Genomic DNA, 13,879 nt, shown 5'->3' with positions numbered 1-13,879 from the left:
CATGGCAACGATTGGCAAACGCGCCTACGCCGAGATGTTCGGCCCCACCGTCGGCGACCGGGTCCGCCTGGCCGACACCGAGCTGATCGTCGAGGTCGAGCAGGACTACACCTTGCGCGCCGGCGGCTACGGCGAAGAGGTGAAGTTCGGCGGCGGCAAGACCATACGCGACGGCATGGCGCAGAGCCAGCGCACCCGGGACCAGGGCGCGATGGACTGCGTGCTGACCAACGCCCTGATCCTGGACCACTGGGGCATCGTCAAGGCCGACATAGGCCTCAAGGGCGGGCGCATCGCGGCCATAGGCAAGGCCGGCAACCCCGACACCCAGCCCGGCGTCGACATCGTGATCGGCCCCGGCACCGAGATCATCAGCTGCGAGGGCAGCATCGTCACCGCCGGCGGCATAGACACCCACATCCACTTCATCGCGCCGCAGCAGATCGAGGAGGCGCTGGCCAGCGGCGTCACCACCATGATAGGCGGCGGCACCGGCCCGGCCACCGGCACCTTCGCCACCACCTGCACGCCCGGACCCTGGAACCTCGAGCGCATGCTGCAGGCGGCCGACGCCTTCCCGATGAACCTGGGCTTCCTGGGCAAGGGCAATGCCAGCCTGCCCGCGGCGCTGCACGAGCAGATCGCCGCCGGCGCGATCGGCCTCAAGCTGCACGAGGACTGGGGCACCACCCCGGCCGCGATCGACAACTGCCTCTCGGTGGCCGAGGACACCGACACCCAGGTCGCGATCCACACCGACACGCTCAACGAGTCGGGCTTCGTCGAGGACACGGTGGCCGCCTTCAAGGGCCGCACCATCCACACCTTCCACACCGAGGGCGCGGGCGGCGGCCACGCGCCCGACATCCTCAAGGTGGTGGGCGAGGCCAACGTGCTGCCCTCCTCGACCAACCCGACCCGGCCCTACACCATCAACACGCTGGACGAGCATGTGGACATGCTGATGGTCTGCCACCACCTGGACCCGGCCATCGCCGAGGACCTGGCCTTCGCCGAAAGCCGCATCCGCAAGGAGACCATCGCGGCCGAGGACATCCTGCACGACCTGGGCGCGATCAGCATGTTCAGCTCCGACAGCCAGGCCATGGGCCGCGTCGGCGAGGTGATCCTGCGCTGCTGGCAGACCGCGCACAAGATGAAGCAGCAAAGGGGCAAGCTGCGAGGATCAGGAACCGACGCAAGCGTCGGGGACACCGACCGCCACGACAACTTCCGCGTCAAGCGGTATCTCGCCAAGCTGACGATCAACCCCGCGATCGCGCACGGCATCAGCCACGAGGTCGGCAGCATCGAGGTCGGCAAATGGGCCGACCTGGTGGTCTGGAAGCCGGCTTTCTTCGGCGTCAAGCCGGCGCTGATCCTCAAGGGCGGCTTCATCGCCCTGGCCGCCATGGGCGACCCCAACGCCAGCATCCCCACGCCGCAGCCCGTGCATTACCGGCCGATGTTCGGCGCCTTCGGCGGCGCCCTCGCCCGCGGCTCGCTGAGCTTCGTCTCGCAGGCCGGCCTGGCCGCCGGCATCAAGGAGCGCTTCGGCCTGGCCAAGACCCTGGCGGCCGTGAAGGGCATACGCGGCGTGGGCAAGCGCCACATGATCCACAACGACTACGCGCCGCGCATGGAGGTCGACGCCCAGACCTATGCCGTGCGCGCCGACGGCCATCTGCTGACCTGCGAGCCGGCCCGCAGCCTGCCCATGACGCAACGCTACTTCCTGTTCTGATGCTGTCCGTATCCAAGCTCATTGCGCGCGGCCAGGGCCTGGCCGCTCCCCTGCTCAGGCGCGCCGCCACGGTCGAACTCGACTGGGACGTACGGCAGAAGAGCCGCTTCTCGGCCACCGACTCCACGGGCCGCGAGCTCGGCGTGTTCCTGCCGCGCGGCAGCGTGGTGCGCGGCGGCGACGTGCTGGTGGCGGAGGACGGCTCGCTGGTGCGCGTGCTCGCGGCAGCCCAGCCGGTGCTGCTCATCACGCCCTGCGCCGAGCACGGCTCGCCCTTCGACCTGACCCGCGCGGCCTACCACCTGGGCAACCGCCATGTGGCGATCGAGCTGCAGCCCGACCACCTGAAGATCGAGCCCGACCATGTGCTGGCCGACATGCTGCGCGCCATGCACCTGACGGTGCAGGAGACCCGGGCCGCCTTCGAGCCCGAGGGCGGGGCCTACGGCGGCCACGGTGGTCACGGTCACGGTCACGACCATGGCCACGACCACGGGCATTCCCACGACCACGGCGACCACCACCACTGATGCGCGAACGCGCCACGCCCCTGCCGGCGCCCAGCCTGCTGCAGCTGATCTGGCTGGCCTCGCCGGCCCTGCCGGTGGGCGGCTTCTCCTATTCCGAGGGCCTGGAAAGCGCCGTCGAGCGCGCCGGCGTCGCCTCCGAGGCCGCGGCCGCGGACTGGCTGCTGGCCCAGCTGCAGCTCACGCTGGCGCGCGGCGACCTGGCCGTGCTCGCCAAGGCCGTTCCGGCCTGGCGGCGCGGCGACCTGGCCCATCTGCGCGAGCTCAACGACTGGGTGCTGCAGACCCGCGAGACCCGCGAGATGCGACTGCAGACCGAGCAGATGGGACGCTCCCTGCTCGACTGGCTGCGCAACCAGGACGCGAACCGGCCCGAGCGCCAGGCTGACCTCCAGGCCCTGGCCGCGATGGACCCGAGCTACCCCCTGGCCTTCGCGCTCGCGGCCTCGCGCACCCTGGCGCCGGTGCGCGAGGTCCTGCTGGCCTATGCCTTCGGCTGGGCCGAGAACATGGTGCAGGCCGCGCTCAAGGCCGTGCCGCTGGGCCAGAGCGCGGGCCAGCGTATCCTGGCCCGGCTGGCCGACCAGATCCCGGCGGCGGCCGACCAGGCGCTGGCCCTGATGGACAGCGAGCGCCAGGCCTTCTCGCCTCGCCTCGCCATCCTCTCGGCCCAGCACGAAACCCAGTACTCGAGGCTTTTCCGATCATGAACCTGCACCACATCCCGAACCGCACCAAGAAGCTGCCGCCCCTGCGCGTGGGCATAGGCGGGCCGGTCGGCTCCGGCAAGACCACCCTGCTCGAGATGCTCTGCAAGGCCATGCGCGAGCGCTACGACCTGGTCGCCATCACCAACGACATCTACACCAAGGAAGACCAGCGCCTGCTCACCGTGAGCGGCGCGCTGCCGGCCGAGCGCATCCTGGGCGTGGAGACCGGCGGCTGCCCGCACACCGCGATCCGCGAGGACGCCTCGATCAACCTCGAGGCCATAGACCGCATGCTGGCCCAGTTTCCCGAAGCCGATGTGGTGTTCGTCGAGTCCGGCGGCGACAATCTGGCCGCCACCTTCAGCCCCGAGCTCAGCGACCTCACGATCTACGTGATCGACGTGGCCGCGGGCGAGAAGATCCCGCGCAAGGGCGGCCCCGGCATCACCAAGAGCGACCTGTTCGTGATCAACAAGACCGACCTCGCACCCCATGTGGGCGCGGACCTGGCCGTGATGGAGGCCGATACGCTGCGCATGCGCCAGGGCAAACCCTATGTGATGACCAACCTCAAGACCCGGGACGGCCTGGACCAGGTAGTCCGCTTCATCGAACAGCGGGGCATGCTGGCGACCGTTTGATCTCTGGCGAGGACTTTCGATGTACAACTCCCCGGACACCCGCATAATCCGGTCGACGGGCGTCACTTGCTTCAGAATGGGACGCATTCTGCCGAAAAAGGGGTATGGTGCGCGAATTGCGGCAATTCAAGCGGCTTCAGACAAGGGCCGGCCAGTGGCATGACGGTTTGGACAGGGTCCTGCGGGCCCTGTCCATTTACGCGCTGCCCGTGGCGATCGCGCTGCTGTCCCTGATCGCGCTGCTGTTCTGGCAACCGCAGCACCCCCAGCCCGAGGCCAGGGCGCTGGACTTCCGCGTGCTCGAGGACGGCAATGCCGCCCTGACGCCGGCCCAGGCGCTGGCGCAGCTGCCGGCCCAGCCGCTGGTGGCGCGCCACGACACACGCCTGTCCGAGGCGCCGCGCTGGCTGCTGTTCAGCGCCGAACGCCGGCCGGACGAACCGGCCCAGGCCATCGAGTTCACGTCGCGCCATACCGTGGCCCTGGCCTGCTGGGATGCCGCCAGCCTGCGCCCGCTGGGAGAGGCGGATCGGCGAGCCACGACCGGCCCCCTGTCGCAGGTCAAGGCCGGCTTCGCACTGAGCCTCAACCCGGCAGCGGCTGAGCAAGGCATCCTATGCAAAGTCCGCTCGGTCGGCCCCGCGCGCCTGACGCTGCTCCAGTGGCCCACGGCCCGGCTGCATCTGGCCGCCGAGGACTTCCACCGCAATTCAGGCCTGCTCGACGGCGGCCTGATCGTGCTGGCCCTGTTCGTCTTCATCACGGCCCTGATCAACCGCAACGGCACTTATGTGCTGTTCGCGGCTTGGCTGGTGCTGAACTTGCGCATGGGTGCGCTGTCGGCGGGCTGGGACACGCAATGGCTGGGAAGGCTGGCTCCGCACGAGTGGCTCATCCAAGGTCGCCTGGTCACCATCGCCTTGTTCTATATCGCGACGGTGACGCTGTTCAAGGCTATGTTCCAGGAAGACCTGGTCAAGGTGGGCTATAAGTACCTTCTGAAGGCCCTGCAGTGGACTTGCCCGCCCTTGCTGGTGCTGTCGATGGTATTGCCCTACAAGCTGTTCCTGCCACTGGTCTGGACTGCTGCCGCCTTCGGCATCTCCATCCTCGTGTTCTATCTGGTCCGCATCCTGCAACTGAGCCGGTCGCCAGTGGCGATATGGTATGGCCTGTCGATCGCCACCACCCTGTTCGCCAGCCTCTACGAGGTGATCTCGGCCGCCCTGGGCCTGCAGAACTTCATCGGCGCGATCAACAGCGTCACGGCCGCGCTGTCGTCCAGCCTGCTGGCCTCGCTGGCCATTGCGGCGCAGATGCGGCAGGAGCACGACCAGAAGCTCGAGGCCCAGGCCGAGCTGCAGCACACCTACGAGGCGATTCCCATCGGCCTGTTCGCCCTGGACCTGAACGGCCAGTTCACCAACGCCAACCCGGCGCTGACCGCCATGCTGGGTACCGAGGTGCTCGCACCCGGACGCAATGCCTGGCAGCAGCATTTCAGCGAGGCCGACTGGCTGCGCCTGCACTGGCTGGTCAACAGCCAGAAGGAGGCCGAGCTCGAGATCGAAGGCCGGCCGGAAGAGGCCGGCGCCGCGCCCCGGCGCTTCCTGGTCCGGGCCACGCTGGCGCGCGAGCGCATCGAGGGCTCGCTGCAGGACGTCACCGAGAAGTCGCGCGCCACCGCCCACCTGGAGTTCCTGGCCCAGCACGATCCGCTGACCAAGGCGCTGAACCGCCGCGGCACCGAAGCCGCGCTGGCGCAGGCCCTGCAGCAGCTCGAGCAACAGGAGACGCCCCTGACCCTGGCCTACCTGGACCTGGACCGCTTCAAGCTGATCAACGACCTGTACGGCCACCTGGTCGGCGACGAGGTGCTGCAGCAGGTCTGCGCGCGCATCAACACCGTGATCTCGGGCGAGATGCGGCTCGGCCGGGTCGGCGGCGACGAGTTCGTGATCGTGCTGCCGGGCACCAAGATCGCGCTGGCCGCGTTGATCTGCCGCGGCATCGTCGATGCGATCGGCAGCACGCCCTACCAGGTGGGGGAGCAGGCATTTCATGTGGTGGGCTCGATGGGCCTGATCGAGGTCGGCGCCGGCACCTCGAGCAAGGACGCGGTCTCGACCGCCGACCGTGCCTGCCGCGAGGCCAAGGCCGGCCACAGCGACAACCTGGTGGTGTACGAGAAGAACTCCAAGGTGTTCCGCGAGCACGAGGACGAGCTGCGCCTGGTGGCCCACCTGGCCACGCCCGACGCCACGGCGGGCTTCTACCTCGAGATGCAGCCCATCATGTCGCTCAAGGCGCCCTACCAGTCGCTCAACTTCGAGGTGCTGCTGCGCATGCGCGACCCCCAGGGCCAGTTCGTGCCCACGGCACGCGTGATCGCGGCGGCCGAGAACAGCGGCCGCATGGGCATGATAGACCGCTGGGTCCTGACTACCACGCTGAACTGGATCCAGGCCCACCTGCCGCGGCTGGCGCAAACCCGCTTCGTCTGCATGAACCTCAGCGGCTCCTCGCTGAACGACGAGAAGTTCATCCAGGACGTGTTCGCACAGCTCGAGCAGCACCGCGACATCGCGCCGCGCCTGTGCCTGGAGATCACCGAGAGCGTGGCCCTGCACGACATCGAGAAGACGCGGCAGTTCATCGACCAGGTGCGGGCCTACGGCGCCAAGGTGGCGCTGGACGACTTCGGCGCCGGCTACACCTCGTTCTCCTACCTCAAGGACCTGCCCAGCGACCTGCTGAAGATCGACGGCAGCCTGATCGTCAACATCAACCACCATCCGGCCAACGTGTCCATCGTCGAAGCCATCGTCAGCCTGGGGCGCAACCTGGGCATGAAGACCGTGGCCGAATGGGCCGAGGACCACGCCGCGGTGCAGACCCTGGCCGAGATCGGCGTCGACTATGTCCAGGGCTACGCCATCGCCCGCCCGCTGGCAGCCGAGCGGCTGCTGCGGGCCAGCTCGTCGGCCAGCTTCATCGAGGACCAGGCGCTGATCCAGTTGATCAGAGCGCTGAGCCAGTCCGAGCACCCCCTGCCCAAGGAGCCCGGCTTCCTGGCCTCGGAGCATCCGCATCTGCACTAGCGGCGCGGGCGCCTTGTGGTCTCAGGAGTACATGACCCCACGCGGCGCCTCGTAGGACCGGTGCATCGCAGCGGCTTGGCCCGCAGTGGACGGGTCGAGATCGATGTCAGGGTGGTTAGTACGGAAAATGAAATTGAACAAGGGGTGCTGCACTGCGGCCCAACGTACCTCGGCGGTCGCGACCTCGAACGACATGATGCGGTGCGGAATGTCGTTGGTGCAGCGAATCGGCACATAGCCCATGCCCGGGTAGACGTCGCTGAACAGCAGGCGCTCGTACTGGCGATCGATCGGCGCTCGCGCCGTGATCACCATCCAGTCGATGCCGGCCTGCTGGCAGTACAGGAAGAAAGCCTTGAACAGCACGGTCTTGACCATGTTGCCGATGCGCTCGCCGGCGATGCCCAGACGCGCTGCCTCGGCCAGCGAGCCGCCTTGCAGCCAGGGCGGCAGCTGCACCGACTCTTCGAGGCTCAGCGGCTTGTAGGTGTTGGTCTGGATGCGCATGGTGCCGAGCGCCGAACCGTCCAGCTTGGACTCCGCGAGCAGGACCACCACCCCATCCTCGAAATCGATGGCCTCGGGCGCACGCAGCTTTTCCGCCAGGTCGGGCACATGGCGCGCGTAGGCAGCGTGACGGATGGCAACCGCCTTGTCGAGGTCGGCCGCGTTGCGCACCAGACGGACCGTGAACGGCAGGCGTTCCTCGCCCAGCGCGGCACCGGCAGCGGGGTTGGCGCGTGCGGCCCGGACGGCGGCCAGGCGCAGTGCAGAAGCGGAAGACAGGTTAGCGGGGGTGGTTTGCTCGATCATGGCGACACTCCAAGAAGGTTGAGAGACCTGCCGATCAGGATGAATGCGCTGTTGGCAGGCGGATTCACAAGGGAAGACAACACCCTCGGACGCCGTACGGGCCCTCGAGCATTGGACTGAAATTGCGGCAGGCTGGGCCTACTGCAAGTTACATGCTACATATTTCGCATTAATGTGACTAAGTGTTCACACGTCCGCCGAGCGCGCACCGGGTGTGTACGCCCTGTCACGCGGTCCAAAAAAAAGGGCCCCCGAAGGGGCCCCGTCACCGTTGGTGTTTCGCTGTGATCGCGCCGTTCAGGCGGCCGCCTCCAGCGGCACGGACCAGGCATCGTAACCATAGACCCAGTCGGCATTGCCACCGGCGCGTAACCAGTTGTTGCCACGCGAACCGAGCTGGATCTGGCTGGCGCGCGCCAGCCGCATGGCCTCGTAGCGCGCCAGCGCGGCCGGCACCTGGGCGGCGTCCTGGATCGCCGCCAGGTTGCGCGCCAGCACCACGGCGTCCTCGATCGCCATGCCCGCGCCCTGGGCCATGAAGGGCATCATCGGGTGGCAGGCGTCGCCCAGCAGGGTCATGCGCGCGCTCGACCAGCGCGGCAGCGGGTCGCGCTCGTAGAGCGCGGTCTTGAGCACGCTGTCGCAGGCGTCGAGCAGGGCGCGTGCATCGGCGTGGAAGCCGGCATAGAAGCCGCGCAGTTCCTCGACGCTGCCCTGGGTGGTCCAGGACTCCTCGTGCCAGGAGTCCTGCGCCGTGGTGGCGAAGATGAAGGTGTCGCGCCCGCGGTTGAGCGGGAAGGTGACGATCTGGCTCTCGGGCGTGGGGCCCCACCACTTGGTGAAAGCCTGGATGTTGGGCAGCTGGGCCACGCGCTCGGTCGGCACGACGGCGCGGAAGGCCACCACGCCGGTGAAGCGCGGGCTTTCGGCGCCGAACATGGCGTTGCGCACCACCGAGTGGATGCCGTCGGCGCCGATCAGCAGGTCCAGGCGCTCGGCCTGGTCCTGGCCGGCGAAGCGGATCGCCACGCCCGCCTCGTCCTCGGCGATGGCCTGGGCGCGCAGGCCCAAGCGCACCTGGCCGGCCGGGAAGGCGTCGGCCAGCGCGGCCAGCAGGTCGGCGCGGTGGATGGTGAGCTGGGGCGCGCCGTACTTGCGCTCGGCCTCGTCGCCCATCGGGAGGCGCGAGGTCTCCTCGCCGCTGTCCCAGCTGCGGCTGATGCGGTGCGTGGGCCGCGCGGCCGAGGCGCGCACCGCCTCGCCTATGCCCAGCCCATCGAGCGCGCGCACCGCGTTGGGCGTGAGGTTGATGTCGGCGCCCACGCGCAGGAACTGCCTGCTCTGCTCGAAGACCACCACGCGATGGCCCGCCTGATTCAGCGCGTTGGCCGCCGCGAGTCCGCCGATGCCGGCGCCGACGACGCCGATGTTCAATGCCTGCATGGATCTGCCCTTCCGTTAAGATGGATCGATTCTTAGGCAAGCCCTGCCCATGCTCAACCTCCGAAACGCCGGATCTGCACACCATTCGTCCAGACCGCGCTCCCGCCCTTCCCTGCCCCTGTGAACATGGACGCGCTGAGCGAGGTGCTGGACATCTGCCGCTCCGAGCGCGCGGTCACCGCGCGCTTCGCGCTGACCGCGCCCTGGAGCCTGCACTCGGCCGGCGTGTCGGGCGCGCTGATCCGCATGTCGCGCGGCGCGCCCTACTGGATCGAGGTGCAGGGCGCGGCGCCCCTGCGGGTCGAGGCCGGCGACCTGGTGATGCTGCCGCTGGGCGCGCCGCACACCATCGCCTCGGCGCCGGGGCTGGCGGCCGAGCCCTTCTCGCGCCTGATCGCCCGGCACGCCGAGGGCCCGGCCGGCGAGAACCCGCTGGTGTTCAGCCATGGCGGCGGCGGCGCGCTGACCGACATGTTCACGGCCCGGGTCTGGTTCTCGGCCTACTGCCGGCATTCGGTGTTCCGCATCCTGCCGCCGCTGATCCACCTGCGCGAGCAGGACCTGGCGATCGCGGGCTGCCTGGCCACCACCATGCAGTCGCTGGTCATCGAGACCCTGTCGCGGCGCCCCGGCTGGCGGCTGTCGGCCGGCCGCATGGGCGAGCTCATCCTGGTCAACCTCCTGCGCGAGCACCTGGCGCGCGAGACCGCCATGGGCGCGGGCTGGCTGCGCGGCCTGGGCGATCCCGCGATCGCGCGCGCCATCATGTGCATGCACCGCGAGCCGCAGCAGGACTGGAGCCTGGCCTCGCTGGCACGCGAGGCCGGCATGTCGCGCTCGCGCTTCAGCGAGCAGTTCCGCGAGCGGGTGGGCGCCGCGCCGATCGGCTACCTCACGGCTCACCGCATGGCGCTGGCGGCCGAGCAGCTGGAAGCCGGGCGCCTGCACCTGAGCCAGATCGCCGACGAGGCCGGTTACGGCTCGGACAAGGTGTTCGCGCGCGCCTTCCGCCGCTGGTCGGGCCTGACGCCCAGCGCCTACCTCAGGCGCGCCCGCCAGCAGAGGAAGACCCTGGAAGAGCAGACGCCCTGATCGCGCCCAGATCGCGTGCCTTGACCGCGTTCAGGCCGACGCTTCGGGATAGGGGCTGGTGTCGGCCAGCTCGAGCATGGCGTAGGCCAGCTGCGCGGACAGCTCGGCGCGCAGGGCCGGTGCACGCCGCCAGAGGTTGCTGAGCTCCAGCGGGTCCTCCTGCAGGTCGTAGAGCTCGCCCCAGGGCTGGCCGTCGTAGATCGTCAGGCGGTGGCGGCCCGTGAGCAGGCTGCGCAGGCGGTTGCGGCGCGCGAGGCCGAAGTCGGCGCGCTGACCCTCCTCCTCGACCACCAGCCGCTCGCGCCCGCGCTCGGCGCGGCCCTCGATCAGGTCCAGCAGCGAGCGGCCGTGCATGCCGTTGGCCGGCGCCAGGCCGGCGCGGCCCAGCACCGTGGCGGCGATGTCCGTGGTCTGGGCCAGGGCCTGGCTGCGGCCCGCGCGCCGGCGCTCGGCCGTGTCGCGCCAGACCAGGGGCACGCGCGTCAGCGCGCGGTAGTGCAGCCCGCCCTTGAGCATGAGCTGGCGGTCGCCCAGCAGCTCGCCGTGATCGCTGGTGAACAGCACCACCGTGTCCTGGTCCAGGCCCAGGGCGCGCAGCTGCGCCAGCACCCGGCCCACGGCCGCGTCGACGCAGGCGATGTTGCCGTAGTTCAGCGCAAGGCCTTCACGCGCCTCCTGCTCGTCGCAGGCGAAGGCCGCGTGGCCGGATCGCCCCGCCTGGCCCCGGTCGCGCGCCGCGCGCAGATGGGCGACGGGCGGCGGCGGGTCGCCCAGGCGCGCGTGAAACGAGGGCGGCAGGTCCATGTCCTGCGGCCGGTACAGGTCCCAGAAACTCCCCGGCGGCGTGAACGGGTGGTGCGGGTCGGGGAACGAGCACTGCAGGAAGAAGGGCTGGCCCTGACCGGCGAACTCGGACAGCAGCTCGCAGGTCCGGCCCGCGATGTAGGCCGTGGGATAAAGCTCCTCGGGCACGCGCGTGCGCCAGGCCTGGCGCAGCCGCGCCAGCTTGAGCCCAGGCGTGGGGATGGCGTTCTCGGGCCCGATCAGGCGCTCGGCGTCCGGGGTCTGCGCGCGCAGCCAGCGCCGCCAGTGGCCGTATTGCTGGTCGGCATGGCCTATGGTCAGCGCCACGCGCTCGAAGCCGTAGTAGGGCAGCGCGAGGTCGAAGCCGGGATCGTCCTCCCAGCGCTTCCGGACCTCCTGGCCGTACACGCCGGGAAAGCGCCTGCGCGCGTCCACCGGCAGGCGCTGCCCGGCGCCCGGCCAGGGCGCCGGCGCCGTGGTGATGTTCTGCAGGTGCGCCTTGCCCACCAGGCCCGTGCGGTAGCCGGCCGCCCGCAGCATCTCGACGAAGCTGGTCTCGCCGAAGGACAGCTCGCGTCCGTTCATGGCGACCCCGTGAGCGCTGGGCATGCGCCCCGTCATCAGCGAGGCCCGGTTGGGCTGGCAGATCGGCGAGGCGACGTGGAACTCGTCGAACACGCAGCCCTCTTTCGCCAGCGCGTCGACGTGCGGCGTGGCCACCACCGGATTGCCGTAGCAGCCCAGGTGGTCGGCGCGCTGCTGGTCGGTGACGAACAGCAGGAAGTTGGGGCGGGACATCAGTCGGCCTTGATGTTGAGTTCCTGGGCGATGCGGCCGTAGCGCGCAAAGTCCTCCTTCATCAGGCCGGCCAGCTGCTGGGCCGTGCCGCCGCCGACCTCCAGGCCCGCGCCCTCCAGGCGCTCGCGCAGCTCGGGCGACTTGAGGACTTCGTTGACCTCGCGGTTGAGCCGCTCGACCACGGCCACCGGCGTGCCGCTGGGGGCGAACAGGCCGTACCAGGCGTTGACTTCGACGTTGCGAAAACCCTGCTCGGCCGCCGTGGGCAGGCTGGGCGCGAGCCTGGAGCGCGCCTTCTCGGTCAGCGCCAGCGGCACCAGCTTGCCCGACTTGATCAGCGGAATCGCGGCGCCCAGGCCGGTGTAGAGCAGCTTGACCTCGCCGCCCAGCGCCGCGGCCAGGGCCGGCGCCGCGCCGCGGTAGGGCACGTGCAGCAGCTGCACGCCGGCCGACTTCTGGAACATCTCGCCCGCGAAATGCATGGGCGAGCCGTTGCCCGCGCTGGCATAGGCCAGGCCCGGCGACCTGCGCGCCAGCGCCACCAGCTGCTCGAGGTTGCTCACGCCCAGCTGCGGATGGGCCAGCAGCACCATGGGCGTGCTGGCCGGCGAGACGATGGGCGCCAGGTCCTTGTTGACGTCTATGCCGCCGCCGGCGCCCTTGGGCAGCACATGGGGAGAGATCACCAGGGTGTTGGGCGCCAGCAGCAACACATGGCCATCTGCCGGCGCCCGCGCCACGCCGCTGGCGCCCAGCAGTCCGCCCGCGCCGGGCTTGTTGTCCACGAGCACCGGTTGGCCTAGGCGCGGGGCCAGTTTTTCTGCGAGCGCGCGCGCCAGCAGGTCGGGCCCGCCGCCGGCGGGAAACGGCACCACGATGCTGACCGTCTTGCCGGGGTAGGACTGGGCCGCGACGGGCGCCACCAGGGACGTGGCCAGCGTGGCGCCGGCCAGGACGGACATGAGGAAGCGATACACCATCTCTTGCTCTCCAGGTTGAGATGGATCCATTCTTCGCCAGACGCCGTCCGCCCTCAACCTCCGGGAATCCGGATTTGGGCACCATTCGTCCAGCGCCGGGCGCCGGGCGAGGTCAGGGCGAAGGCAGCAACTCCACCACGAAGGGCTGGGGCCGGCGCGTGTCCACCGTGACGCGCACGGCGCGCACGTCGCCGGCGCCCGGCACCTCAAGCCGGGTCAGCTGGGTCAGGGGCTTGCGGTTGAGCTTGAAGGGCTGGTCCAGCTTGAACTCGTGCCCGTCGCCGTGGATCAGCAGCACCGGCCGGCCCCATTGCGCGGCCAGCGGCAGCAGGGTCTGGCCTATGCTGTTGCGAAAGCCCGAATGCGCGGGGAAGTCGTCCTGCGCGCCACGGGACTCGAACACCTCGGCCTGGTAGGCGAACACCAGGGCCTTGAGGTCGCGCTCGCGCGCCAGGGCGAAGGCCGACTGTATCCAGGCGACGTTGGCGCGGTCGCGCTCGAAGAACTCGGCCACGGCCCGGGGGTCGCGGGTCTCGAAATTGTTGTTGCTGCCGACGATGTGCAGGGTCACGAACAGCAGGTCGCGGTGCACGAAGCGCGCGTTCTCGACGAACTTTCCATGCTCGGGCATCAGCGCGGCCTGGCTCTGCAGCGCCATGGGCCGGCGGCCCAGGGACTGCCCGGCCGTGAAGAAGTTCTGGCGCAAGAAGGCCAGCCGTTCCAGCGGGTCGTAGCCGCCGCTGGCGGGGCGGTGGCAGTCGGTCCACTCGTTGTCGCCCGGGGTGTAGACCACCGGGTCGGCGTAGAGATCGAAGTGCTGGCGCTGGCGCCGCAGCTCCTCGTCGGAGCAAAGCGTCGCACTGGACTTGATGTCGCCCACATGGATGGAGAAGTCCGGCTCGAGGCGGTTGATGGCCTCGATCAGCTTCAGGTAGGGGCCGGACGGGCCGTAGGGCAGATCGCCCAGCGCCACGAAGGAAAAGCCCTGGGCCATGGCCGTCCCCGCGCCGCACAGCAAAGCCAGGCACAGCCAGCGCAAACACCGCATCATCGTCCGCTCCCGTCTCCGAAGGCCGCCTGGCCAGAGCCGCCGGCAGGGCGGCAAGGGCTACAATGCCCTGCCCGCGGAAGAGTGGCAGAGTGGTCGATTGCACCGGTCTTGAAAACCGGCAACGGGCAACCGTTCGTGGGTTCGAATCCCACCTCTTCCGCCAGCATCCCCATCC

At 69.6% G+C, this 13,879-nt stretch carries 11 protein-coding genes and 1 tRNA gene; 7 read left to right on the top strand and 5 right to left on the bottom strand.

All coding sequences use genetic code 11. The features are described from left to right. Position 1 precedes the first annotated feature (1 nt). The 5 genes from ureC to FFS10_RS15220 all read left to right on the top strand — a co-directional run bounded on the left by ureC (position 2) and on the right by FFS10_RS15220 (position 6,723). A complete protein-coding gene (ureC, locus tag FFS10_RS15240; protein WP_137895328.1) occupies positions 2 to 1,744 on the top strand; it encodes an urease subunit alpha in 1,743 nt (580 codons plus the stop codon). After that, positions 1,744 to 2,274: an urease accessory protein UreE gene (ureE, locus tag FFS10_RS15235; RefSeq protein WP_137895327.1), complete on the top strand. Its 531-nt coding sequence runs from the start codon at positions 1,744 to 1,746 to the stop codon at positions 2,272 to 2,274. Before ureC ends, ureE begins: the two co-directional genes overlap by 1 nt. Then, complete coding sequence (locus FFS10_RS15230) at positions 2,274 to 2,981, top strand: urease accessory protein UreF (protein ID WP_171016110.1); 708 nt, start codon at positions 2,274 to 2,276, stop codon at positions 2,979 to 2,981. The genes ureE and FFS10_RS15230 overlap by 1 nt, the downstream gene beginning before the upstream one ends. Next, a complete protein-coding gene (gene ureG / locus FFS10_RS15225) occupies positions 2,978 to 3,622 on the top strand; it encodes an urease accessory protein UreG (RefSeq protein WP_137895325.1) in 645 nt (214 codons plus the stop codon). Before FFS10_RS15230 ends, ureG begins: the two co-directional genes overlap by 4 nt. 167 nt (positions 3,623 to 3,789) lie before the next feature. Further along, positions 3,790 to 6,723, top strand: a complete 2,934-nt coding sequence (locus tag FFS10_RS15220) for an EAL domain-containing protein (protein WP_249931313.1) — start codon at positions 3,790 to 3,792, stop codon at positions 6,721 to 6,723. A gap of 21 nt (positions 6,724 to 6,744) precedes the next feature. Here FFS10_RS15220 and FFS10_RS15215 read toward each other — a convergent pair whose 3' ends face one another. Beyond that, a complete protein-coding gene (locus FFS10_RS15215; protein ID WP_137895323.1) occupies positions 6,745 to 7,536 on the bottom strand; it encodes a hypothetical protein in 792 nt (263 codons plus the stop codon). Positions 7,537 to 7,833: 297 nt separating this feature from the next. Continuing rightward, positions 7,834 to 8,979 (bottom strand): FAD-dependent monooxygenase, encoded by a 1,146-nt coding sequence (locus FFS10_RS15210; RefSeq protein WP_137895322.1) that lies wholly within the window; start codon positions 8,977 to 8,979, stop codon positions 7,834 to 7,836. Between the two features lie 126 nt (positions 8,980 to 9,105). Here FFS10_RS15210 and FFS10_RS15205 point away from each other — a divergent pair, with 126 nt between their 5' ends. After that, entirely contained in the window at positions 9,106 to 10,071 is a 966-nt protein-coding gene (locus tag FFS10_RS15205) for an AraC family transcriptional regulator (protein ID WP_137895321.1), read from the top strand. Between the two features lie 30 nt (positions 10,072 to 10,101). Here the strand turns inward: FFS10_RS15205 and FFS10_RS15200 are convergent, their stop codons facing one another. From FFS10_RS15200 to FFS10_RS15190, 3 genes are all read right to left on the bottom strand, one after another. Continuing rightward, the gene (locus FFS10_RS15200; protein WP_137895320.1) at positions 10,102 to 11,673 is read right to left on the bottom strand and encodes a sulfatase family protein; all 1,572 of its coding nucleotides are present in this window, start codon (positions 11,671 to 11,673) and stop codon (positions 10,102 to 10,104) included. After that, positions 11,673 to 12,653 (bottom strand): Bug family tripartite tricarboxylate transporter substrate binding protein, encoded by a 981-nt coding sequence (locus tag FFS10_RS15195; RefSeq protein ID WP_171016109.1) that lies wholly within the window; start codon positions 12,651 to 12,653, stop codon positions 11,673 to 11,675. Before FFS10_RS15195 ends, FFS10_RS15200 begins: the two co-directional genes overlap by 1 nt. A gap of 112 nt (positions 12,654 to 12,765) precedes the next feature. Further along, positions 12,766 to 13,704: a metallophosphoesterase family protein gene (locus FFS10_RS15190; protein ID WP_137895318.1), complete on the bottom strand. Its 939-nt coding sequence runs from the start codon at positions 13,702 to 13,704 to the stop codon at positions 12,766 to 12,768. Between the two features lie 75 nt (positions 13,705 to 13,779). Here FFS10_RS15190 and FFS10_RS15185 point away from each other — a divergent pair. Then, positions 13,780 to 13,867, top strand: a tRNA-Ser gene (locus FFS10_RS15185). The last annotated feature ends 12 nt before the right edge of the window (positions 13,868 to 13,879 follow it).

The organism is Ramlibacter sp. 2FC, assembly GCF_005503345.1.
Lineage (GTDB): Bacteria > Pseudomonadota > Gammaproteobacteria > Burkholderiales > Burkholderiaceae_C > SCMQ01.
Note: the sequence above shows the minus strand (reverse complement) of the source record. Positions and strands in the feature narration are given on the sequence as shown.